20 protein-coding genes are annotated in these 24025 nt (G+C 65.0%); 5 read left to right on the forward strand and 15 right to left on the reverse strand.

Annotated elements, in window-relative coordinates; genetic code table 11:
• Positions 1 to 37: 37 nt before the first annotated feature.
• Complete coding sequence (asnB, locus tag ABTV10_RS24485; RefSeq protein ID WP_499031345.1) at positions 38 to 1867, reverse strand: asparagine synthase (glutamine-hydrolyzing); 1830 nt, start codon at positions 1865 to 1867, stop codon at positions 38 to 40.
• Between the two features lie 133 nt (positions 1868 to 2000).
• On the opposite strand from asnB, the gene ABTV10_RS24490 reads away from it, so the two are divergent.
• Positions 2001 to 3128 (forward strand): NDMA-dependent alcohol dehydrogenase, encoded by a 1128-nt coding sequence (locus tag ABTV10_RS24490; RefSeq protein ID WP_499031348.1) that lies wholly within the window; start codon positions 2001 to 2003, stop codon positions 3126 to 3128.
• A gap of 148 nt (positions 3129 to 3276) precedes the next feature.
• Here the strand turns inward: ABTV10_RS24490 and ABTV10_RS24495 are convergent, their stop codons facing one another.
• From ABTV10_RS24495 to ABTV10_RS24505, 3 genes are all read right to left on the reverse strand, one after another.
• Positions 3277 to 4152 carry an alpha/beta fold hydrolase gene (locus ABTV10_RS24495; RefSeq protein ID WP_499031350.1) on the reverse strand — a complete coding sequence of 292 codons (876 nt, stop codon included), beginning with the start codon at positions 4150 to 4152 and terminating at the stop codon, positions 3277 to 3279.
• Between the two features lie 180 nt (positions 4153 to 4332).
• On the reverse strand, positions 4333 to 5796 hold the full coding sequence (locus ABTV10_RS24500) for a glyceraldehyde-3-phosphate dehydrogenase (RefSeq protein ID WP_499031353.1): 1464 nt from the start codon (positions 5794 to 5796) through the stop codon (positions 4333 to 4335).
• A 588-nt stretch (positions 5797 to 6384) separates the two neighbouring features.
• Positions 6385 to 6993 (reverse strand): TetR/AcrR family transcriptional regulator, encoded by a 609-nt coding sequence (locus tag ABTV10_RS24505; protein ID WP_499031356.1) that lies wholly within the window; start codon positions 6991 to 6993, stop codon positions 6385 to 6387.
• 326 nt (positions 6994 to 7319) lie between these two features.
• Here ABTV10_RS24505 and ABTV10_RS24510 point away from each other — a divergent pair, with 326 nt between their 5' ends.
• The 3 genes from ABTV10_RS24510 to ABTV10_RS24520 are packed head-to-tail and all read left to right on the forward strand — an operon-like array spanning position 7320 to position 9289.
• Positions 7320 to 8111, forward strand: coding sequence for a cyclase family protein (locus ABTV10_RS24510; RefSeq protein ID WP_499031359.1), 792 nt, complete (start codon positions 7320 to 7322; stop codon positions 8109 to 8111).
• Between the two features lie 45 nt (positions 8112 to 8156).
• Positions 8157 to 9089, forward strand: a complete 933-nt coding sequence (locus tag ABTV10_RS24515) for a fumarylacetoacetate hydrolase family protein (protein ID WP_499031362.1) — start codon at positions 8157 to 8159, stop codon at positions 9087 to 9089.
• An 11-nt stretch (positions 9090 to 9100) separates the two neighbouring features.
• On the forward strand, positions 9101 to 9289 hold the full coding sequence (locus tag ABTV10_RS24520) for an AMP-binding enzyme (protein ID WP_499031365.1): 189 nt from the start codon (positions 9101 to 9103) through the stop codon (positions 9287 to 9289).
• Positions 9290 to 9448: 159 nt separating this feature from the next.
• Here ABTV10_RS24520 and ABTV10_RS24525 read toward each other — a convergent pair whose 3' ends face one another.
• From ABTV10_RS24525 to rpsF, 10 genes are all read right to left on the reverse strand, one after another.
• Positions 9449 to 10306 (reverse strand): SDR family NAD(P)-dependent oxidoreductase, encoded by an 858-nt coding sequence (locus tag ABTV10_RS24525; protein WP_499031368.1) that lies wholly within the window; start codon positions 10304 to 10306, stop codon positions 9449 to 9451.
• Positions 10284 to 11837 carry a class I adenylate-forming enzyme family protein gene (locus tag ABTV10_RS24530; protein ID WP_499031371.1) on the reverse strand — a complete coding sequence of 518 codons (1554 nt, stop codon included), beginning with the start codon at positions 11835 to 11837 and terminating at the stop codon, positions 10284 to 10286. Before ABTV10_RS24530 ends, ABTV10_RS24525 begins: the two co-directional genes overlap by 23 nt.
• Positions 11834 to 13081, reverse strand: a complete 1248-nt coding sequence (locus tag ABTV10_RS24535) for a thiolase family protein (RefSeq protein ID WP_499031373.1) — start codon at positions 13079 to 13081, stop codon at positions 11834 to 11836. Before ABTV10_RS24535 ends, ABTV10_RS24530 begins: the two co-directional genes overlap by 4 nt.
• Before the next feature lie 2 nt (positions 13082 to 13083).
• On the reverse strand, positions 13084 to 14385 hold the full coding sequence (locus ABTV10_RS24540; protein WP_499031376.1) for an MFS transporter: 1302 nt from the start codon (positions 14383 to 14385) through the stop codon (positions 13084 to 13086).
• Between the two features lie 147 nt (positions 14386 to 14532).
• Positions 14533 to 15684, reverse strand: coding sequence for a PucR family transcriptional regulator (locus ABTV10_RS24545; protein ID WP_499031379.1), 1152 nt, complete (start codon positions 15682 to 15684; stop codon positions 14533 to 14535).
• Positions 15685 to 16059: 375 nt separating this feature from the next.
• Entirely contained in the window at positions 16060 to 18699 is a 2640-nt protein-coding gene (dnaB, locus tag ABTV10_RS24550) for a replicative DNA helicase (RefSeq protein WP_499031382.1), read from the reverse strand.
• A 545-nt stretch (positions 18700 to 19244) separates the two neighbouring features.
• Entirely contained in the window at positions 19245 to 19700 is a 456-nt protein-coding gene (gene rplI / locus ABTV10_RS24555; protein ID WP_280763022.1) for a 50S ribosomal protein L9, read from the reverse strand.
• Positions 19701 to 19717: 17 nt separating this feature from the next.
• The gene (gene rpsR / locus ABTV10_RS24560; RefSeq protein WP_127917760.1) at positions 19718 to 19960 is read right to left on the reverse strand and encodes a 30S ribosomal protein S18; all 243 of its coding nucleotides are present in this window, start codon (positions 19958 to 19960) and stop codon (positions 19718 to 19720) included.
• Positions 19961 to 20000: 40 nt separating this feature from the next.
• Positions 20001 to 20528, reverse strand: a complete 528-nt coding sequence (locus ABTV10_RS24565; protein WP_499031385.1) for a single-stranded DNA-binding protein — start codon at positions 20526 to 20528, stop codon at positions 20001 to 20003.
• A gap of 89 nt (positions 20529 to 20617) precedes the next feature.
• Positions 20618 to 20905 carry a 30S ribosomal protein S6 gene (gene rpsF / locus ABTV10_RS24570; protein ID WP_433608474.1) on the reverse strand — a complete coding sequence of 96 codons (288 nt, stop codon included), beginning with the start codon at positions 20903 to 20905 and terminating at the stop codon, positions 20618 to 20620.
• Between the two features lie 182 nt (positions 20906 to 21087).
• On the opposite strand from rpsF, the gene ABTV10_RS24575 reads away from it, so the two are divergent.
• A complete protein-coding gene (locus ABTV10_RS24575) occupies positions 21088 to 22434 on the forward strand; it encodes a glycosyltransferase 87 family protein (RefSeq protein ID WP_499031388.1) in 1347 nt (448 codons plus the stop codon).
• Here the strand turns inward: ABTV10_RS24575 and ABTV10_RS24580 are convergent.
• On the reverse strand, positions 22393 to 24015 hold the full coding sequence (locus ABTV10_RS24580) for a glycosyltransferase family 87 protein (protein WP_499031391.1): 1623 nt from the start codon (positions 24013 to 24015) through the stop codon (positions 22393 to 22395). The two genes, ABTV10_RS24575 and ABTV10_RS24580, sit on opposite strands and share 42 nt — an antisense overlap.
• Between the last annotated feature and the right edge of the window lie 10 nt (positions 24016 to 24025).

Consider the following 24025-nt stretch of genomic DNA (forward strand, 5'->3'; position numbering starts at 1 on the left):
CGTCGGACTGCGGCTGCGACCGTGGTTCGGACCATGATCAATCCAGTTGCAGCTCTGGCTTGTACAGGTCCAGCCAGGTGTAGATGTCGACGGCGCGATCCAGGCCCGCCCGGGTGACGGGATCCATCCGCACCGGATCCTGCGCCGCCAGCTGTTGCAGCCAAGCCGGGTCGATCAGGTCGAACAGCGGCGAATCGGTCTCGGACAGGACCTCCTTGGCAAGCTGCTGCAGGTTCGTCGCGTAAGCCGGATCCTGCGTCAAGGGGTACCCGCTCTTCACACGATCGACAACCGATTGCGGGAGAACATGTTTCGCGGCGTGACGCAGCAGGCTCTTCTCACGGCCGTCGAAGGTCTTCAGCGGCCACGGAGTGTTGTAGACGTATTCGACGAGGCGATGATCGCAGAACGGGACCCGAACCTCCAGTCCGGCCGCCATCGACAGGCGATCCTTGCGGTCCAGCAGGATCCGCACGAACCGGGTCAGGTGCAGGTAGCACACCTCGCGCATGCGGTATTCGGAATCGGATTCACCGGGCACGTGTGCGACCTCCGCGCACGCCGCTGCGTACTGGTCGGCGATGTAGCTGTCGATATCCAACCGTTCGCGCAGCTCCGGCTTCAGAGCGCCCCACGGCTTGTCTCCGGTGAAGGCCGCCCACGGGAAGGTGTCCGCATTGACCGCTCTGTCGGCGAAGAACCACGGGTAGCCGCCGAACACCTCGTCGGCCGATTCACCCGACAGCGCCACCGTCGACTGTTCGCGAATCGCCTTGAACAGCAGGTAGAGGGAGAGATCCATATCGCCGAGTCCGGGCATGTCACGCGCGGTGATGACCGCACGCCGCACCGAAAGGTCCAGCATGTCGGCCGAATTCAGCATCACGTTCTGATGCGCGGACTCCACCGACTCCGCGACCTCACGCACGTAGGGCGCGTCGGGAGTGCCGCGGACCTCGTCGGGGACGAAGTTCTGCTCCTGATGGAGAAAGTCCACCGAGAAGGTGCGCACTAGTTCGCCCTGGCGCGCCAGGCTCGCCGCGGCCAGACCGGTGATGGCACTGGAATCCAATCCACCCGAAAGCAATACGCAGCTCGGCACATCGGAGACCAGCTGCCGGTCGACGATGTCGGTGAGCAGATCCCGCACCCGCTCGACCGACTTCTCCCGACTGTCGGCGTGCTCGACCGCCTCCAGTCGCCAGTAGGTACGCTCGTGAATTCCAGTGCGGTCCACCCGAATCAGATTTCCGGGCGCCAGCTCGTACACCCCCTTCCACACCGATGTCCGCGGCGACCTGGTCATCGCGAACAGCTCACGAACCCCGTCGGAATCGATCACTCTGCGCGCCAACGGGTTCGCTAGAATCGCCTTCGGCTCCGACCCGAACAGGACTCCGTCCGGCGTTGGGTAGTAGTAGAACGGCTTAATGCCCATGCGGTCTCGGATCATCACCAGCTTCTCCTCGCGCTGGTCCCAGATCGCGAACGCGTACATGCCGTTCAGGTGGTCGACAACGCTCTCACCCCACTGCAGGTATGCGCGCAGCACCACCTCGGTGTCGCTGTCGGTACGGAACGAATGACCCAGGCCCCGAAGCTGATCGCGCAGTTCCCGGTAGTTGTACGCCTCTCCCGTGTACACCATTGCGACGTCCCCGGCGGGGGTGCTCACGCTCATCGGCTGCGCTCCGCCAGGCAGATCGATGACGGCCAGCCGCCGATGCCCGAGCCCCACGTGAGTGCGCACAAAAGTGCCGCGCCCGTCCGGCCCGCGCAAAGCCATCGTGTCGGTCATCGCGTCGAGAACACCGTGTTGCCTGGTCAGATCGGAGTCGAACGACACCCAGCCTGCGATTCCACACATGTAACGCCCCCCAATTCGGTTACCTGTACAGAGACGCAGTTTTGTGAGAAAACTCCTAGAACGTGTTCCAATTCGAAAGATCTGTGGCTATCGTCACAGCGGCTGATTTGTCACGTATGGGGAGGGTGTTGCAATGAAGACCAAGGGCGCGTTGCTGTGGGGCATCAACGAGAAGTGGTCGATCGAAGAGATCGAGCTCGGTGACCCGGTCGCCGGCGAGGTGCAGATCCGCATGGAAGCCGCCGGCATGTGCCACTCCGACCTCCACATCGTCACGGGGGCGACGCCGATGGCGGCCTATCCGGCGATGGGTGGCCACGAGGGCGCGGGTGTAGTGACCAAGGTCGGTGAGGGCGTCAAGGATCTCGAGGTCGGCGACCATGTCGTGCTCTCGTTCATCCCGGCGTGTGGACGCTGCCCGTCGTGTTCGTCGGGGCATTCGAACGTCTGTGATCTCGGTATGGGGCTGCTCAGCGGTCAGGCCATCGCCGACGGCACCTACCGCATCCAGGCGCGCGGGGAGAACGTGATCCCGATGAGCCTGCTCGGTACGTTCTCGCCGTACATGACGGTGCACGAGTCCCAGGCCGTGAAGATCGAGAAGGACATCCCGTTCGAGCTCGCGGCCCTCGTCGGCTGCGGCGTCCCCACCGGGTGGGGTTCGGCGACGAACATCGCCGAGGTCAAGCCGGGTGACTCGGTCGCCGTCATCGGCGTCGGCGGCGTCGGCATGTTCGCACTGCAGGGCGCGGTGGCGTCGGGCGCGCGCCACGTGTTCGCCATCGATCCGGTGCCGTTCAAGCGTGAGCAGGCGCTCAAGTTCGGTGCCACGCATGCCTTCCCGTCGATGGAGGAGGCGATCGGCCCGATCATGGAGATCACGTGGGGCCGCATGTGCCAGAAGACGATCATCACGGTCGGCGAGATGAAGGGCGAGTACGTCGACCCCGCTCTCACGCTCACCGCGAAGAACGGTCGTTGCGTCGTCACCGCCATGGGCTTCATGGCCGACATGGACGTCACGCTCAACTCGTTCATGTTCGCGATGCTGCAGAAAAGCCTGCGGGGCAACATCTACGGTGGCTGCAACACCCGCGTGGACATCCCGAACCTGCTGAACCTGTACAAGGCCGGCCTGCTCAACCTCGAGGACATGGTCACCAACACGTACTCGCTCGAACAGGTCAACGAGGGCTACCAGGACATGCTCGACGGCAAGAACATCCGTGGTGTCATCCGCTACACCGAAGCGGACTGGTAAATCGAAGATCGGCTTTCTGTCGCAATCCGATCGGTCGATGGCCGTGGACAACGCCTCGGCCGCCGTTCTACGACGGCGGCCGAGGCGTTGCGCGTTTCTGGGACCAACAGCGCGGCGGCCGTGGGACACCTACCTGAGGGGCAGTTCGCTAGCCGCGCTGGTCGGTGTGTCCGAGCAGGGTGCGCAGGATCGTCTCAGCGTGTGTCCACAACACTGCGCCACCTATGCGGGGCACGATATGGCGGCGCGCTCCGGGAATGCGGGCAGCGAGCGAAGTTCCGCGATCCGGGGAGTGGCTGGTGTCCTGCTCGCCGTACCAAACATCGACGGGCACATCGATCGTCGTCAGATCAAACGGCCAACGACCCATTGCTAGGACCGTGTCACGGGCGTAACCCCCAGGACCCTGGACGAACGCCTCCCTCAGACAGCGACGGTAGATGCGCTCGAATTCGGGGTCACGGTAGACAGCGAGATCGGGTGCGGGGCTCGAGTCGATGACCATCTGCCACATGGTGTCTGCGTCCAACGTCGCGAAGAAGCGCTCCGCGTCGTCGGGGTCCGACGCGGTCAGGTCGACCAGTCCGCGGAGGTGTTCCGGCAGCGCGTCCTCGAACCAGGGGGCCGCCACCTCGTCCGCACCCGACACGATGGCGAGCGCGCCGGTGATACCCGCAGCTGCGCAGGCAAGCGCAAATGGCGCGCCCTGAGAGTTGCCGACCGTCGCGGGTCTGCCCAGCCCGCGCAGCTCTGCGAACTCGCCGACATCAGCGGCGAAGTCGCGAAATGACCTGCCGAGCTGCGGCGTCGACACCCCCAACCCTGGCCGGTCGAGGGAGATGAGGCGAACGTCGAGTGCCTCGAGTACACCTGAGCCGAAGCCCAGTGCCCGGGTGGTTGCTGCGCCAGGGCACAGCAACACGGGAATTCCTTCCGGGTGGCCCCATTCGGCCCACCCGATGACCCGCCCGCTTGCAAGTTGCACTTCACCCAACCGGGCCGGCTCCGAGATGTCGACGCTCATGGCCACGATTGTCATGCATCGCGGCCGAGGCCGACCACCCGCCGGAATCGGTGAGACATGGCAGCGCACGGGGATGCGGGCGTTCACGGCGGGTGATCGCCCGCATCCCGTCCGGCCAGTCCTGCGGTCTGGCTCGTTACACTCCGCTGCCCTCGACCCGCGAGATGCGAAATCCCGAGGCTAGGCGATCGCTCCAACGGCAGCGGCCGCGTCGAGCGTCGGGTAGATGGGGTACTCCACACCCGAGAGGTACTGGACGGTGCGGACCACCTGGCAGGAGTAGCCGAACTCGTTGTCGTACCAGACGTACAGGATGGCGGTGTCGCCGTCGACGATCGCTGCGTTCGCGTCGACGATGCACGCCGCGCGCGAGCCGATGAAGTCGCTCGACACGGCATCGGTTGCCGAGGTGTAGTCGAGGTTCCGGCTCAGCGCTCCGGTGAGCGATTCCTGGTGAAGGTGCTCCAGCACTTCGTCTTTGGTGGTCTCGCGACCGAGCTGAAGGTTGAGGATCGCGACGGACACGTCCGGCGTGGGCACGCGGATCGAATTGCCGGTGATCTTGGCCTTCAGGCCGGGAAGCGCCTTCGCGATCGCGGAGGCCGCGCCCGTCTCGGTGAGGACGAGGTTGAACGGCGCCGATCGGCCACGCCGGTCTGCCTTGTGGTAGTTGTCCAGCAGGTTCTGGTCGTTGGTGAACGAGTGCACGGTCTCGACGTGGCCCCGCAGCACGCCGAACTCGTCGTCCATGGTCTTCAGCGGCGGCACGATGGCATTCGTGGTGCAGGACGCACACGACACGATGCGTTCGTCCGGATCGACGTCGCGGTGGTTGACTCCGTGCACGATGTTGGGGACGTCACCCTTGCCGGGCGCGGTCAAGACCACCTTCGCCACACCGGGGCGCAGGTGCTGCGACAGCCCGTCGCGGTCACGCCAGATACCGGTGTTGTCGATCAGGATCGCATTGTCGATGCCGTACTCGGTGTAGTCGAGACTCGTCGGATCGTTGCTGTAGATGAACTTGATGACGTTGCCGTTGGCGATGAGCGTGTTGTTCTCCTCATCGACCTTGATGGTGCCGTTGAACTGGCCGTGCACGGAGTCGCGGCGCAGCAGTGATGCACGCTTGACCAGGTCGTCCTTGCCACCCTTCCGAACCACCACTGCACGCAGGTTCAAGCCGTTGCCCGAGCCGGCCTTCTCGATGAGCAGTCGCGTGACGAGTCGACCGATACGCCCGAATCCGTAGAGGACGACATCCTGGGGCTGCGCTGGGCTCGCCTGGGCACCACCGACCAGGTCGGCGAGGCTCTCCGCGACGAACTCGGGAATCGGCCTTCCGCCACCGTGGGCCTGGTAGGCGCTCACCAAAAGGCCGAGGTCGATCTTCGACGGCCGCAGATCGAGGTCGGTCAGCGCCTCGAGGAACGGGAACGTCTCCTCGACGGACAACTCGTCGCCACGGATCTGTCGGGCGAAGCGATGGGTCCGCAGGATCTTGATGACCGACCTGTTCACCAGCGAGCGACTGTGCAGCAGGATGGTCACCGAATGCCTGCGGTGCAGGCCGCCGATGATCGGGATCATCGCTTCCGCGAGAGCTTCCTCGGAGTTCCAATGGGTAAGTTCCGTCGTGCTCACTGCGTTCCTCTGACTTCCTTGCTCATTGGCGTGCTTGTAGGTCGGACGCCGGACTGGATGAGACGCACGTCATACACCGTGTTCCGGAGAACGGCGTGCGCACCACCAAGCATATGGAAGCGCCTCCTCGCGGCGACAGGCACCAGGCACGCAACGGTTGCAGCTGCCACCGCCGCTGTTGGGGGAGATGCCGGAAGACCCGCGAGGCACGCCGTTTGCACTTTGACGAGACCCGGCCGTGCCGCCGCTCGACGACCACTACTCGAGCATTGGATCGCCGAAATACTCAGCTGCACAATACAATTCATTCATCACACCGAAAGCTGGACGCCTCGCGGACGTGATGGGCAGTACCTACCGGACATCGGCCGGAATGACCTGCAGCGAACAAGCCTGTCATTCGCACAAACGACCGACCGACCGCTCAGTATTACTTCCTATCTGTAGATTCCGTATCTACTTGTCCGAGCAACCTGGGATTTTCAAGATCTTCCACGACAGTTGTCCACGAAGATCGCGCGAGGATGGCCATTCTTCTGCGTCGAACGTCGCGGAGAAGCGCTCCGCTTCGTCAGAGGTTCGAGCAGATCAGTCAGGAACCTCGGTGCCGGTGTGGGTTCTCGTCAGTGCGTGTGCGTAGACGGTCTCGAGCGCGGTCACTGCGGCCCGTCGATCCACGTGGCCTGGGTCGAGGCGGTGTTGAATGTTGATTCCCAGCGTTCCGCCCAGGAGCGCCACTGCCACTGCGTCCGGGTCGGTGACCGGCGCCGACACGGAACGCAGGTAGTCGGCGTAGTAGCGGCGCAGTGTCCGATACTGCTCGGCGTAGGTGTCACGCACCGGGGAATCCTTGCTCGTCGCCTCGAGGAGAATCGTCGCGAAGATCCGTGCCTCGGGCTGCGACATTATTGCGAAGTTGGCTTCGATGAGTGCCGCGACGCCCTGTTCTGGCGCGGACGCGAGGTTGTCTCGCAGCTGGGCCAGCGCCCACTGGAACGATTCCTCGACTACTGCGCGAATCAGTCCGTCCTTCGATCCGAAGTGCCATGCGACTGAGCCGCGGCTGATGCCTGACAGCTCTGCGACGGCCTGGATGGACATGGCTGTGGCCCCGCGTTCGGCCGCGAGTTCGGTAGCGGCTGCGACGAGGCGCCGCCGTGTTTCCTCGGAGATTTCCTGTTTGCGTGTCGATGCCATCGGTCTTCTGCCTCGTTCTGGATTGCTGTGAGCGCGTGTAGGGCGAGCCTGTGCTCACAAGCGGGGAGCCCCACGCTGGACGTTCTATGTTATCGGTCCAATGATCGGATACTCGTCCTGCTAGCCACCCTCGGTCGAGGCTTCTGACACATTCGCGCAGGTGGGACTCGCCTTTTCTTGCCGTTCCGCCCCTCCGGTCGGAGGCAGATCGAAGCGCTGCCTGGCAGTCAAGCGCCGCACTCCCAGATCGCCAGACCTTGCCTATGCCGCACGTCCAGTTCTATGCTGACCGTCCAATAACTTAGTTGGAAGGGTGTGAAGTGATCGTGCAATTGATCGACTTGACGCGGACGTTGGACCCGGCGGATCGCGATCTGCTGCCGGAGCAGCTGCGGCCGTTGGCCGCGGTGGTCGCGCCGACCGTGACCTACGCGCATCCGGCCGGTACGGGCCGGGACGAGTTCGCGACGGCGATGCGGTGCTCGGTCGAGGATCTGCCCGAAGGTGAGGGGTGGGGCTCGGAGATGCTGACTGATTTCAACACGCATCTGGGTACGCACGTCGACGCGCCGCTGCACTACGGATCCACCTGCGAAGGCAAGCCTTCCCGCACGATCACCGATATCGCTCTCGATGAGCTGTGGTGCGAGGCAATCGTTCTCGACCTCCGGGATCGCTGCGCAGCGAACACCGCCATCTCGGTCGACGCGCTCGAAGCTGCACTGGCGGAGAACGGGGCCCAGATCCCGGCCGGCGGCGCAGTACTGCTGCGCACCGGACAGGAGCGATTCACCCTGGCTGACCCGCAGTTCTTCCAGTACCCGGGAATGAGCCGCGAGGGCACGTTGTTCCTCGCCGAGCGCGGCGCCAAGGTCCTCGGGACCGATGCCGCCGGCTGGGACCTGAGCTTCGCGGTGATGGCGCGCAAGTTCGAGGAAACCGGCGACAACTCGGTGCTGTGGGACGGCCACCGGGCCGGTCGCGAGCGCGAGGTCTTCATCGTCCAGCAGATGACGAATCTCGCCGCGCTGCCGCCGTCCGGGTTCCGGGTGGCGTTCTTCCCCATCAAGCTCGCCCGCGCCAGCGCCGCACCCGCTCGCGTCGTCGCGTTCGTGTGAGTGCCCAGCACGGCGACTCGGCAGAACGAAAGGAATTGATCACCGATGAAATTGGCAACCGTTGGGTATGAGGCATCCGAACAGACCGCGCTCGTGTTCGAGGACGGTGGAAAGCTCCTTCTGCTGGGCCGCGCACATGTCCTGCTGACGGGGGAGCCTGCCCTGGAGCTGTCCACCATGCAGCGCATCATCGACGGCGGCGCCCCCGTGCGAGCGATGCTCGATCGGATCGCCGCCGCAGCCCCGGACGAGGCCGTCGTCGAGGCGGGCGAGGTTCGCTGGATGTCGCCGCTGCCCCAGCCCGTGCAGATCCGAGACTTCGGATGCTTCATGGACCACTTCCGCAATGCCAGGGCGCGAATTCAGGGCATCCCTGTCAGCGAGGTCGAGCTCCCCGCAATTCAGCTCGAGCGGCCGCTGTATTACGTCGCCAACCGGTTGTCGGTGACCGGTCACGGCGCCGACGTGGCGTGGCCGGCCTACTCGACGGTCAGAGACTACGAGTTGGAGTTCGCGTGTGTACTCGGCCGCGGCGGAATGGACATCCCCCGCGAGCATGCTCACGACCACATCTTCGGCTACACCATCTTCAACGACTTCAGTGCCCGGGACACCCAGCTCGAGGAGATCTCGACTGGTCTCGGGCTGAGCAAGAGCAAGGATTTCGCGGATTCCAACGTGCTGGGCCCGTGGATCGTCACTGCCGACGAGCTGGACGACCCGTATCGGCTTCAGATGGTCGCCCGAATCAACGGCGAGGAAGTGAGCCGCGGAACCAGTGCAGAAATGCATCACACTTTCGCGGACATGATCACGTTCGCCTCCAGCTCTACCCGGCTGCACGCGGGCGAGGTGTTGTGCTCGGGCACGGTACCGACGGGCTGCGGGCTCGAGCACGGGCGCTACCTCCAACCCGGCGACGTGGTCGAGCTCGAGGTCAGCGGCCTCGGTGTACTGCGCAACCGGGTGATCGTGTAAACAGCGATGTGATGGTGCTGGACGTCGGCGCCACCCCCTTCGCCGCGGTTGTCCTTCACACCGGCCACACCGCCACTGCTCGAGAACTCGCCGAACACGTCCGCGCCACCAAGGGCTCGGTCTGGGTGCCCAAGCGTATCGACGTATGCGACGCCCTACCGACGACACCGCTGGGCAAGATCGACTTTGCCGGCGGCTGAGTCGTCATGGCTTCCAGGCCAGCCGCGGACGGACAGTGGGGCCGTGGATCACCGGACGGGCCTTCGGGTCGGCTGATGCGTTTCTGGTACGTCGCATCGTGCCGCCGGAAGGCCCGTCCAGTCGGTTCGACCCACACCGGGCGGGCGGCGCCGACTACGTCACGACGCGCGACAGTTCACTTCCGTCGCGGTAGCGGTGGGCGCTCTACCAGGGTCGATGGCGCTTGCGAGTCCCGCATCGACTGGGAGAACGACTCCGGTCGTCCAGCGCGACTCTGGTCCAGCCAGGTAGCGAACCGCTTCTGCCACATCCCATCCCGTGCCCTCGGTTCGAAGCGGTGCAGCTTCGGCCCGCAGGCGACGCGCATGCTCGTCCAGCCCCTGTGCGTCCATCAGCGGTGTGTGCACCAAACCGGGCGCGACGGCATTGACCCGGATCCCATCGGGACCGTGCATCGCGGCCATGGCTTGGGTGAGGCTGAGCAGTGCACCCTTGCTGGCTGAGTACGCGACGGACGGGTGACCGCCGCGCAGTGCTGCGACTGAGGCCATGTTGACGATCGCTCCGCTGCCGGCCATTGCGGGAATCAAGTATCTGGATAGTAGAAGCACCGAATCGATGTTGATACGCAGACACGTTCGCCAAGCATCCAGGTCGATATCCACCACGCTTCCCGATGGACCGGTGACACCCACGTTGTTTACCAGGATGTCCACCCGGCCATGCTGCTCGAGCACGCCCGCGGCGAGGCTGCGGCAGGTCGAGTCATCAGCAACGTCCGCGACGACCGCCGAGACGTGCACACCGAGAGAGGCACACATCTGGACGGTGCCTTCGAGATTCGCCCCAACGTTGTCGACCAGAACGACATGGGCCCCGGACTGGGCGAGTCGGACAGCGCAGGCACGGCCGATGCCGATCCCAGGCCCACGCGATCCCGCACCGCTGATGACTGCAACTTTGCCCGACAAACGGTCATCGAGCACGTCTGGTTCAGATTCGCTGTGCACTGTCACTCCAGTAGGATTCACGCACATCCTTCTTCAGTACCTTTCCGTTCGAACTGCGTGGCAGCCGATCGACTACATCGATCCGTTTCGGGGCCTTGTAGCTGCCGAGCTTGTCCTTGCATCTCCGAATCAGAGCTTGCCGGTCGAGAGTGGCGCCCTCGTTGAGCTCGACGACTGCTACCACCTGCTCTCCCCAATCCTCGTGCGGCACACCAACTACCGCACAGTCCTGGATTGCCGGGTCCGACCACAGGACTTGCTCGACTTCGCTTGGGTATACGTTGAGTCCGCCGGTGATGATCATGTCCTTCTTGCGATCAGTGATGTAGAGGTAGCCGGCATTGTCCAGGTGGCCGATGTCGCCGGTGTGGAGCCAGCCCTCGACGACAGTCTCGGCAGTCTTCGCAGGCTCGTGATAGTAGCCCTGCATGAGGAGGTCTCCAGCTACACAAACCTCGCCGCTCTGCCCCGCCGGTAGCGAGTTTCCGTTGTCGTCGCGGATTTCGACGTTCACGAACGGTCCTGGGCGGCCGCAGGAAGCGAGGATGCCGTCGGTGCGCAGGCCACCGTCGACAAGATGCTCCTCAGGCCGAAGGAAAGAGATGGCGCCGAAGGCTTCGGTCTGGCCGTAGAACTCGATGAGGACCGGGCCGAAGACCTGGATCGCACGGCGTAGCTTCTCCTCGGACATCGGCGCCGCACCGTAGATCAGATAGCGAAGGGACCCGAGGCAGTAGTTCTCCTCCTCGACCGTTTCGAGCAACCGGTAGATGACCGTCGGAGGCAGAAAAACCTCTGTCACGGAGAACTTCTCGATAGCGGACAGCACCGCCTTTGGTTCCGCCCGTTCGATCACCACCACGGTTCCGCCACGAGCGGACACTGGGAGGCTGAGCATGCCTGCCGAATGCGTCAGCGGCGCGGCGGCGAGATTGACCACAGGCTCGTCCGCGTCGTATGTCAGGCCCAGCATGAAGTGAGCGAACGTGACACCGAAGGAACGATGTGTGTTCACAACGCCTTTCGGCCTTCCGGTGGTTCCTCCGGTTGCCGAGATAGAGACCACATCGTCGGGTCGAACATGTATGGGCGGTGCTGTCTTCGGCTTGTCCGAGCACCAATCGATCAGCGAAGGTTCGTCTCCGAGGGGTGCGTCGATGCACACCACCAGACGAACCTTCCCCGATGCACGGATCCGGTCGACGACCGAGGTCATGGTGCTGTGCACGAAGAGCACGGTGCAGTCGAAACTGTCGACGAGGTCGACCAGTACGTCCTGCGAGCTGGACGGGTTCAGGGGAACCCAGACCATTCCTGCCCTCCACGTGCCCAGGACGGTGATCCAGGCCAGAGGGTCGTTCGGGGCGATCACCCCGACCTTGGCGTGGGCAGGCAGATCAGCGTCGAGCAGTCCATGAGCAATCCGGCAGGACAGTTCGCCCGCCTCGTCGTAGGTCCAGGATCCTCGCTCGCTGACATACGCGGTGCGGTGTCCACCCATACGCCAGCCGCGGTCGAACATGTCGATGACACTCACGAGTCGGTCCTTCCGAGAATGGTGACTGCGGCGACGGCCTCCTCGTACCCGAGGAATCCGCCTCCGTTCTCGGTCACGCCGATCCGAGCATCGGCGACCTGCCGGGCGCCCGCTCGACCACGCAACTGTTCGACGAGTTCGAAGATCTGACCGAGTCCGGTCGCGGCGAGGGGGTGTCCTTTCGATTCGAGCCCGCCTGATGGATTGATGGGGATTCGCCCCCCAACGGTGGTTGCTCCGTTCGCCGCTTCCATTCCTCCGCTGCCGGGCTCACACAAACCCAGCATCTCGCTCACCAGAATCTCCGCGAATGCGGTCGCATCGTGTACCTCTGCGACATCGACATCTCCCGGACCCACACCTGCCTGTTCGTAGGCGGCACGCCCCGCAACACGGGTGACGTGTCGATTCCAGTCGCCGGGATCGCGATCCTCACCGGACACCACCACGCTGGCCATCACATCGACAGGGTCGGGGACGCCGAGCTTCCCGAGAGCCTCGGCGCTTCCCACCACAACCGCTGCTGCGCCGTCAGTGAGCGGGGCACACATCGGCACCGTCAGCGGCGGCGCGAGAGGACGTGCGGCGAGCACCTCGCGAACCGTCATCCCCGCTCTGTAGAAGGCACGTTCGTTGTGAACGGCATGCAGGTGGTTCTTGGCCGCGACGGCAGCGATCTGTTCTGCGGTCGTGCCGAACTCTCGCATATGGGCGCGCGCAACTGCCGCATAGATATCCATGAAGACCGAGCGCTCACCGATGGTGGAGTCGTCGACGTCACCGCCGAGCTCGGCAAGGGCCTCGACGAGGGTCTCGGGCCTCGAGGTGTCGTACGCTCCGTCGAACACAGCCATCGCGCGGGCGCGATCACCGACATTCATCTTCTCCGCACCGACGGCCAGCGCGATATCAGCAAGCCCAGCCCTGACGTGAGCGACCGCGAGGTGGAAAGCGCTTGTTCCACTGGCGCAAGCATTCTCGACGTTGAAGATCGGAATTCCTCCCAAGCCGAGTCTGCGCAGGGCAATCTGTCCGCCGATCATGTGCTGACCTTCCAGCGGCGATTGCGTGGTGTTGGCATAGAACGCGACGTCTATATCCGACAGCGAGAGAGCGGCGTCAGCGACCGCGGCGTGCACAGCCTCAGCGGCGAGGTCGGCCACGGAGCGGTCCGCGTGGCGGCCGAAGGTAGTCATTCCTGCGCCGGCTATCTGAACCGAAGCAGAGTTGGAAACAGTGGTCACGGTCAGTCCTCGAGTGGTCTGCGGGCGGTCTCCGGCATGGAGACGAAGGTCAAGAAGGTGATGGCGGACAGGGCTGCGATGTACCAACCGAACAGTGAGGTTCGACCCGAGTCGATCAGCCACGTGGCGATGTAGGGGCCCGTTCCACCGAAGATCGCCACTGTGAGCGCGTAGGGAAATCCGATACCGAGGACGCGAATCCGGGCGGGGAAGAGCTCGGCCTGGACCGCTGACGCGATGGACGCGAAACACGCCAGCGCGGCCATGCCGGCACACTGCACGACAAGCAGGCTCCAGAAGCTGTTCGACAGCATCCCCAACAACGGCACCGTGCCCACGGTGAAGGCGAGGGAGCTGGCATACAAGAAGGGCTTACGGCCGACCTTGTCGGAGGCCCATCCGCATAGGGGGACAACAGCCCAGAAGAAGATCAGGGATATCAGTCCGATACGGATCGACTCCGCCCGATCGAATCCAACGGTGATCTGCGCGTACGTCGGCAAGAACACCACCCAGGTGTAGAAGGCGACGGATGGTCCGAGTTGCATCCCGACCACCTGCAGAGTCTGACGGGGATGCTGCCTGACAAAGTCGAACATTCCAGCCTTCGCAGCCCTCCCCGAGGGCGCTTCACTCGTGGTGAGGGTCTCCACGCTGCTACGGCGAATCCAGATGGCGCACAACGACGCCGCAGCGCCGATCAAGAACGGTACACGCCATCCCCATGACTCCATCGCGGCTTGATCGAGGATTCCCGAGAGCAGAGCAACAGACCCGACGGCTGCAACATTGCCGGCCGTCGCGCCCAGATAGAAGAAGCTCGAGAAGAACCCCCGCCGGTTCGGAGGGGCCGATTCGACGAGAAATGCCGAGGCGGAACCGTATTCGCCGCCCGTGGACAAGCCCTGGAGCAACCGCGCGGCGATGAGGATCACCGGAGCGAGAAGGCCGATCTGATCGTACGTAGGAGACAGCCCGATCAGCAGGCTGCCGACCCCCATCAACGAAACAGTGGTTTGAAGCGCCTTCTTCCGCCCGTAGCGATCACCGAGTCGGCCGAGGAACAAGCTCCCGAGCGGACGCATGAAGAAGCCGACCGCAAAGACCCCGAGTGCCGCCAGCAGCGGGACGAGACTGTCTTCGCTGTCGCTGGGAAAGTACTGCTCGGCAAAATAGACCGCCAGCAGCGAGTAGATGTACCAGTCGTACCACTCGATGAGATTTCCGACGACAGCAGCAGCGATTTGCCTATACGGGCGTTCCGCTGCTGGGACGTGGGATACCTCGGCAATCTTCGATTCCATACACATGCCTCCGCAAGCTCGAGTTCGCATGACAGCCCTCGCCTGTGATGACGGTCATGTTCGCTCGAACAAGCATGTGGTGACACAGTCCGCTAGTCGACGGACACCAGTCCGAAGATCATTGGAGATTCGAACAATCCATCGCTGTCAATCGATGCCGATCTCGAGCGCCCAGCTGAGCCCGATGATCACGTCGGTGCACTCGAGGTCGACATCGAGCAGTGCCTGGATCTTGTTCAACCTGTATCGGAGCGTGTTCGGATGCACCACGAGGGCGGCAGCGGCAGATTGGACATTGCGGCGATGCTCGAGAAAGACCGCAAGCGTGCTCTCCAACTCTCGGGATGAACGATCCTGTGCCCGAAGTGGATTGAGGTACCGATCGCGTAGCCACTCGCCAACCACGGGGGCGCACCGTGCAGCTGCCCGCCAGGTCACATCGTCGAGCGTGTACACCCCCGGCACGCCGCGAGGTGCCACCACGGCGTACACCAGTTCGGCGATCTGCATCGCTGCTGCGGCAGAGGCGGGCTCGCACGATGGCCCGAGGGCAACAACACCGAGCCGGCCGGGATCGGGCTTTCGGGGGCTCAACCCGATGCAACGCTCGTCCCACACACATGTCAGCGCCGCACGATCGCCGCTTCGTCCCGTCGATTCGAGCCGTTGCCGCAGAGCATGGTGACCGACACCGTCGATTGGTCGTGCGATGAGGGGATGGTAGGAGCTAGTTGGGGACAGCCCGTGCTCCGAAGTAATCACAGAACCGAACGCGCCGGTGACCACATCGCGAATGAAGTTCGTCCGCGCCCTGTCCTCCTCCAACGCGTTCTCGATACCGATACGTTGGTATGTCACCGCGGCCTGGCTGATGAAGTGGTCCCCGAGACGCCAGAGCAGGCGGGCGCCGGCGAGCACCTGGGCTGGATCGACCTGTTCCCGAGCTGCCCACTCGTTGAACCGTTCATAGATCACGGTTATCGACAATCGGTAACCGCGGATGATGTCCTCGATCGGGATTCCCTGCGCGGCCCGCTCCGCGGTCGTACCAGTGGCCTCTGCCACGGTCTCGGGGGCCGGGACGTCTCCGCGCTCGAGGACCTCGGCCGAACGCATCACGTTGCGGTGGAGCGAGTTCCGAAGGTTATCGACAGTGATCGCCCGATACGAAGGAATCTCGTTCATCCCGCGGTCGATGCAGTCCGCCGTGATGCTGTCGACATCACGGCGCATCATCGACGCGCCCTCGGCTAGGACACGTAGTGTGCGCTCGTCAAGCATCCGTTCCTGCCCGTCCATTCTCGCGACATCGGCATAGAGACTGCATCAGCCCGGGTGACGACAACAATAGGACGAGGGCTGGCAAGAGGCACGAGGGGTCATCTCGACGCACCATCACGTATGCACCGAAGCGAGACCGTTGGCCCACTCCGCGTCGCGAGACCTCTGGTTCTGGGCACCGGCTCTACTGGTCGAGGTCGGCAATGACCACGGCGCGAATCTCGATCTGATGGAAAGCACGTCGCAGTAGGACGCCACTCGTCGACGGGTTGGCGCGATGCGGGGTCCGCCACGCAAAAATCCCACCGTCGATGAACATCATGACAAGTGCGGGACATACAGACCCGGAAAAGGCCATCTAGATCCGGAACCTACAGCCCGCAGCAGCAGGGCTTACCCCCGCGCCATGTCCACGAACCGCGAGTAGTGCAGCTGGTGGGCCACGGTGATGGTGGCCGTCGGACCGCCGCGGTGCTTGCCGAGGATGATGTCGGCCTCGCCGCCGCGCGGATCGTCCCGCTCGAAGGCGTCGGGGCGGTGCAGCAGCATGACCATGTCGGCGTCCTGCTCGAGCGAACCGGACTCGCGGAGGTCGGAAACCTGGGGGCGCTTGTCCGTTCGCTGCTCGGGGCCACGGTTTAGCTGACAGATCGCGATCACCGGAACCTCGAGTTCCTTCGCCAGCAGCTTGAGGCTACGGGAGAACTCCGAGACTTCCTGCTGACGGGACTCGACCTTCTTGCCCGACGACATCAGCTGCAGGTAGTCGATGACGATCAGCCGGATGTTGTGCTTCTGCTTGAGCCGGCGGGCCTTCGCGCGGATCTCCATCATGGTCAGGTTGGGGGAGTCGTCGATGAACAGCGGGGCCTCGCTGATCTCGCTCATCCGCCGCGCCAGACGGGTCCAGTCGTCGTCGGACATCTTGCCCGAGCGCATGTCCGAGAGCTTGATCTTCGCCTCCGCCGACAGCAGACGCATCACGATCTCGGTCTTGCTCATTTCCAGCGAGAAGATGACGCTCGCCATGCCGTGCTTGATGGAGCACGAACGCATGAAATCCATTCCGATGGTGGAGTTGTGCGTCGGCACCATCGACCGCCCGGCCAGGTACAGGTGGTCGGCATTGTCGACCTCCACACACCGCACCGGCACGCTCTCGATCTTGCGGACGTCCACGATGTACCGCGAACCGATACGACTCGTTCCACGAGACGCGCGGCGCTCCTTGTGCAGCAGCGCCTTTCGGGGAAGCCCGAACACGTCGTCGTCGGCACCGAAGGTGAGCGTGTACGCGGTGGACGTCGCCTCCGAACGCCCGCGCACCCTCTTGGTGCTCATCTGCACGCGGTAGCCGAGGCTCACGACGAGTTCCGCCACGTCACGGACGAGGCGTTGGTTGGTCCCTGTGAACTGAACCGAGCCGCCGTGCGTCACCGTGCCGTCGGTGTCGAGCAGGCCTGCCAGCAGCGCTCGGCGCTGAGATTCGGACGCACGCAGGTACTGCATCGGAATGTGCTTGTCGCCCAGCACACTGAGGGTCCGCAGACGCGAACGGACACTGCCGACAGTGTTCCGGCAGGTCTGGCACATCCGCAGGCCGATCGATTTGCCACCACAGACCGGGCACGCGGGAGCAGGAACCGGCTCGGACACGAACCGAGCCTTACCGCCACAGGATTGACCGCACGTCCGCACCTCGCTGGTGAAGGGGACGAAGCTCTTGCCGCACACGACGCAATCCCGCGCCTCGATCGGATCCTCAGGCGCAAGCTTGAGGCTGTACCGCATCCGGGCGGTCTCCGACGGAACAGCGACCAGTCCCTCGGCCTCGATCAGCATGATGATCTCGGGGTCCGCGGTCGTGAACTGCGACGCGTCGGAGGTGCCGTCGCCCAGCCAGGCGCCCAGCGTGTACGGCGGGAGGAGCAGATTCTGCGTCGGCAGCTGCAACGGCTCGGTGTTCCTCACCGAGTGGTTGATGCGCCGGTCCGCCGTCTCGCACCGCACCGTCGCAGCGATCTCGCCCGTCGTCCGCACCGCAGCAAAAGTGCGCTGATTCTTGTGGCGGTTGTAGCTGCTGGCCGCCTGCTGGGCCGACCGGCGCGACGCCCGCGTCTCCGTCAGCCACTGGTGCTGTTCATCGGCGACGAGGACAGTGCCATCCGAGAACTCCACCTCGTAGCAGGGGCGGCCGGTCATGACCTCGGTGGCCGCGACGACCGTCGTGGGCCGTCCATGGGCGTCGATCAGCTGATCGCCGACGGCGACCTCGCCCATCGTGGTCCAGCCGGACGGCGTCGGCAGCGGAGTGTCGAGCGCGAGCGCCTTGCCCACGCCCGGCCGCGCCGCGACGATGATCATCTGACCGGCGTGCATGCCGTTGGTGATCTCGTCGAGTTCGCTGAACCCGGTGGGCACGCCGAGGGAGATACCGCCGCGGCTGGCGATGGAGTCGATCTCGTCCATCGTCGGCTGCAGCAGCTCCTCGAGCGGCATGAAGTCCTCGGTGGTGCGGCGCTCGGTGACCTCGAAGATCTCGGCCTGCGCGCGGTCGACCACCTCGGCGACGTCCTGGCCGTCGGAGCCCGCGTAGCCGTACTGGACGATGCGGGTGCCCGCGTCGACGAGACGACGCAGGATCGACTTCTCGGCCACGATCTCCGCGTAGTAGGCGGCGTTCGCGGCGGTGGGCACCGTCTGGGTCAGGGTGACGAGATAGGGGGCGCCGCCGATGCGGCGCAGCTCGCCGCGACGGTCGAGTTCTGCGGACACCGTCACCGGGTCGGCGGGCTCACCGCGGCTGTAGAGGTCGAGAATCGCGTCGTACACCGACTGATGGGCGGGGCGGTAGAAGTCGCCGGGCCGCAACACCTCGAGGACGTCGGCGATCGCGTCCTTGCTCAGGAGCATGCCGCCGAGCACGGACTGCTCCGCGACCATGTCGTGCGGGGGCTGCCGACCGAACTCCTCGCTCGGCTCCTCCGGGGGTCCCGGGTACTCGGAATGACCACGATCATCTACAACCGCCAACGCGACCACCCTTCCACGCGACGAGGCCAGACGCCGACTCGCGCGATGCTCCCGATCGCCGGTTCGCACGGCGTCTGTCGCCGTCTTTCACACTCTTTGTACCCGCATCCCCCGACAATTCGGCTCCGCCTCGCGGGCGCCTCGAGAGACACGTTTTTCGTGACTGCCAGGGGACGTTAGGGACCCGACGGGCGCCATACCAAACCGCCCTGTGCACACAGCTGTGGACAAAATGGGGACGCGCCAGGTCAGCATGTTAACCGCCTGGGGAAAACTGGGGATAACCTGGGGACAGACGAACATCACACCGAAGAATCCCCAGGTAGACGACTGTTTTTTGTTTCACACCCCTGTGGATGAAAGATCGTTCGGCGTGTCGGTCCGGTTGACAACCCGGGCGTGTTGGGTAAACACCCACCCAACCGGAGTATGCCCCAGGTCACAGAATCGGCACCGAGTAGCGGATCTATCCACAGCCCGTCCCCAGCAAGACGAACGGCCCCGCGGACATGACGTCCACGGGACCGTTCGATCGAACGCGTCGACTAGGCGGCGACGACGTTCAGGTGGAACTTGGCGGCAACCTCGGGGTGCAGGTTCACCACGATGAGGTGCTTGCCGGTGGCCTTGATGTGGGCCTTCGGCAGCTCCAGGTTGCGCTTGTCGACGACCGGGCCGCCGGCAGCCTTGATGGCGCCTGCAACGTCGGCCGCGGTGACGGAACCGAACAGCTTGCCCGAGTCGCCGGCGGTCTTCACCGACAGCGACACACCCTCGAGACCCTCGATGGCAGCCTTGAGCTCCTTGGCGTGGTCGAGACCACGGACCGCGCGCGCTTCCTGCGCACGACGGATGCCCTCGACCTGCTTCTGAGCGCCACGGGTGGCAACGATGGCCAGGCCGCGGGGGAGCAGGTAGTTACGGCCGTAGCCGTCCTTGACCTCAACGGTGTCGCCGGGCGCACCGAGGTTGTCCACGTCAGCAGTGAGAATCAGCTTCATGTCGTCCCTCCCTTTCCTTAGCGAGCCGTCGAGACGTAAGGCAGCAGAGCAACCTCACGCGAGTTCTTCACGGCAACCGCGATGTCCCGCTGGTGCTGGACGCAGTTGCCGGTGACACGGCGGGCGCGGATCTTGCCGCGGTCGCTGACGTACTTACGCAGCAGCGTCGTGTCCTTGTAATCGATCTGCGTGTTCTTTTCCTTGCAGAACGTGCAGACCTTCTTCTTCATAACCTTGTCGCGCAGCGGCGGCTTCGGCATGTCTATCTCCGTTTTCTGGATGCTGTCGATTCGGTACGGATCAGAACGGCGGTTCGTCGTCCGAGCCCTGGGAGCCTCCGAAGGAGCCCGCCTGCGGCGCGCTGCCCCACGGATCGTCTCCGCCCTGGCTGTAGTTGCCGGACGCCGGACGTCCGCCGCCGGATCCGCCGGAGGAGCCACCGAAGCCGCCCCCGCCACCACCGCGGCTGACCTTGTTGATCTTGGCCGTGGCGTAACGGAGCGAGGGGCCGATCTCGTCGACCTCGAGCTCGACGACAGTGCGCTTCTCACCTTCACGAGTTTCGTAGGAGCGCTGCTTGAGCCGGCCGCTCACGATCACTCGCGAGCCGCGGGTCAAGCTCTCCGCCACGTTCTCCGCTGCCTCGCGCCAGATGTTGCAGCGCAAGAACAGGGCCTCGCCGTCCTTCCATTCGTTGGACTGACGGTCGAAGGTGCGGGGCGTGGACGCGACGGTGAAGTTCGCGACCGCTGCACCCGCGGGGGTGAAACGAAGCTCGGGATCAGCCGTCAGGTTTCCGATGACGGTGATGACGGTGTCGCCTGCCATGTGGTTCCTCCTGCTGTGTGTGCAGTTCCTGTTGTTCCAGAGCCTAGGTGCTGGTACCGACCAACGCCCGGGCCCGAATCACACGGGAATCACTTGCCGTGGCGCAGGACCTTCGTGCGAAGCACCGACTCGTTCAGACCCAGCTGACGGTCGAGCTCCTTGACGGTGGCCGGCTCGGCAGAGATGTCGATGACCGCGTAGATGCCTTCGCCGTTCTTGGCGATCTCGTACGCGAGACGACGCTTGCCCCACACATCGACCTTGTCGACACTTCCGCCGTCCTTACGGACGACATTGAGGAACGTATCCAGCGACGGGGCGACGGTGCGCTCGTCCAGGCTGGGGTCGAGAATGACCATCAGTTCGTAATGACGCATAAGACCTCATCACCTCCTATGGACTGTGAAACGGCCACGGACTGTCCGTGGCAGGAGGGTCGTTGCGTCAGCAACCTTTGCAGGGTACACGAGCCGCCTGTGACCTGGGAAATTGATCTGTAGGCCCACCCCCGCTGGTCGCCGATCCGCCATGGGCCCCGGATCGCCTTACGCTGGAATGCATGCGGGCGGAGGCGGGCTCCCGAGCCGGAACCATGGTCACGATCCTGACCGCCTGCCTGCTCGCGCTCGTGTTCGCGTACCTGGACAAGGCCCGCTGCGCCGGTCCGCCGTTCGGCCCCGACGGGCGCAGCCTGATCTTCGACCGGATCCGGGACCGTGACGTCTGCTACTCCGACATCCAGTTCCTGTGGCTCGACCGCGGCATCGACCAGCACCTGTTCCCCTACACCGGCGGCATCACCGGCGACGGCCGGCTGGTCCCCGGCACCGTCGAGTACCCGGTGTTGAGCGGTGTCCTGATGTGGATCGGCGGGCTCGGCGCGCACACCGACGCCGCGTTCCTGCTGCACTCGGCGGTGCTGCTGGCGCCGTTCGGGCTGCTCACCGCGTGGCTGCTGGGCCGGCTCGCGGGCCGCGCCGCACTGCTGTGGGCGGCCGCCCCGCCGCTGGTGATGTACGGCTTCCACAACTGGGAGCTGCCCGTCGTCGCGACGTCGGTGGGTGCGATCGCGGTGATGGCGTCGGAGCGGTGGTCACTGCGCACCCGCGGGACGCTGGCCGCCGTCCTGCTCGGTGTCGGGTTCTGCCTCAAGCTCTATCCCGGCCTGTTCGTGCTGCCGCTCGCGCTGTACGTCCTCACCGCCGGCCGCCCGCGTGGCCGCCTCGACGTTCGGGGCGCGGCCACGGTGATCGCGGCCGCCGCCGGGACAGTGGTGGCGATCAACCTGCCGTTCGCGCTCGCCCACTACGACGGGTGGCGCGCGTCGTTCACGTTCCAGCTGCAGCGGCAGGCCGATCTCACCAGCAACAGCATCTGGTACTGGGGTCTGCGACCGCTGATGGGCGGCGGGCTACGGGGGTCGGACGCCTACCACCACGTCGTCGGCATCGTCTCGCCGATGCTGCTGATCGCGGCCCTCGGTCTGGCACTGTGGCTGGGCTGGAGGCGATTCGAACGCGAGGGCGTCTACCCGTGGATCGGTGTCAGCGGTGCGATGCTGTGCGCGTTCATCCTGCTGCACAAGGTGCATTCGCCGCAGTACACGCTGTGGCTGATCCCGTTCCTCGTCCTGCTGCGCGTGCCCTGGCCGCTCGTCGGCGCCTACCTCGCCGCCGACCTGGCGCTGGGCATCGGCGTGTTCCGCTGGTTCGACGCGCGCGTCCGATCCGATTCCATCGCAGCCGAATTCGTCGTCAATCTCGGCGTGTGGAGCCAGGCCGTGCTCCTGGTGACGTTCTTCGTCCTGCTGCTGCGGGTGCCGCCGCGCCGCGCCGTCGACGCACGCGTCACGGCAGCACACCCGTCACGGTCCGACGCGGGACTCCTCGTGGGCCGCATCGGCTGACGCCGGTTCGGGGATCTTCGGTCGCAGCCAGGCCGGCAACCACCGTGGCGGCGCGTCCTCGGCCTGGTCGAGGACGCCGCCGACGGGATCGTCGATGAAGCCGAAACGCACCAGGTCCTCCGACGGCCGGTAGATCTGCCGCAGGACCAGCACGCACAGCGCGACGACGGCGAGGTCCCGGATCAGGACGGTGCCGGTGAACCACTCCTCGGGCAGGCCCTTGTTGGCGACGCCGAGGTAGTACATCATCCGTGGCACCCAGACGAGGGCGTCGATCGTCATCCACGCCAACAGGATCCGGCGATGGGGGAGGGCGAGGACGGCGAGCGGGACCAGCCACAGCGAGTACTGCGGGCTCCACACCTTGTTGGTGAGCAGGAATCCGGCGACCAGCAGGAAGCACAGCTGCGCCACCCGCGGGCGCCGCGGGGCCGTCAGCGCGACGTACCCGATACCGACGCAGACCGCGACGAACAGCAGCAGCGACACCGCGTTCAGCACGCTCGGCGCCTCGCCGGGCGCGAGGGGCCCGTCGAACCCGGCCCAGCCGGTGAACGACGCGATCACGTTGTAGATCGAGTCGGGGTCGGCGGCACGTTCGGAGTTGAGCCGGAAGAACTCCGCCCAGCCGCGCGGAAACAGCAGTGCGATCGGCAGATTGACCACCAGCCACGCGCCGACCGCCGCGAGCGCGGCCTGCGACCACGCCCGCATGCGCCCGGCCCGCAGACACAGCACCAGCAGCGGGCCCAACAGCATCAGCGGGTACAGCTTGGCGGCACCACCGAGGCCGAGCAGGACGCCCGCGAGCACCGGACGTTTCCGCGCCCATGCGAGGAGGCCGCCGGCCGCGAACGCGGTCGCGAGCGGGTCGAAGTTCGTGAAGGCGTGCACGATCACCAGCGGCGAACACGCCACCAGGGCGGCGTCCCACACGCGTCTACCGGCCAGCAGCGCGCTCGCCCACACCGTCACCAGCCACGCGATCGCCAGACCGAACGCGACCACGTTGAAGTAGATGACCACCTGCAGGCCGCCGGGCAGCCACGGTGTCGCGTGCCACGCCTTCGCGACCACCATCGAGCCGTACTGGTAGAGCCCCGACAGCACCGGGTACTCCATGTAGCGGCGCTGCACCGAGCCGTCGGATCTGGGCTCCTCCCACCACTTCTTGTACGGGAAGGCGCCCTCGTCGAGATGCTCGGCCCCGTACAGCGGGACGGTGTCGGAGTAACACATCGCGACGTACTGACGGTTGCCGCCCCAGTCGAGTCCGAGGGCACCGTTGGCGCCGACGGGGCCCTGCTGGATGCAGCCCGCCTTGCTGAACCAGCCGAGACTGAGGAACACCACGGCCAGCAGCAGGATCACCCGCATCGGCGTGAAGAAGCGGGTCCGGCCGATCAGCGCGTGCCGACCGACCGGACCACCGATCGTGGACGTCAGCCGCGCGGTCAGCGGATCCGTGTGACCGGGCACGTCCCGCCAGTCCGCGGACCGTCGATCGGCGGCGAGCGGTGCCGGTGACACCACCTCGCCGCCGTCGCGGGGTTCTGTGCTGCCCGTTGTGTTGTCGGCCACTCCGCGAGGC

Source organism: Paraburkholderia sp. RHO2 (assembly GCF_050955445.1).
Classification (GTDB): domain Bacteria; phylum Actinomycetota; class Actinomycetes; order Mycobacteriales; family Mycobacteriaceae; genus Prescottella; species Prescottella agglutinans_A.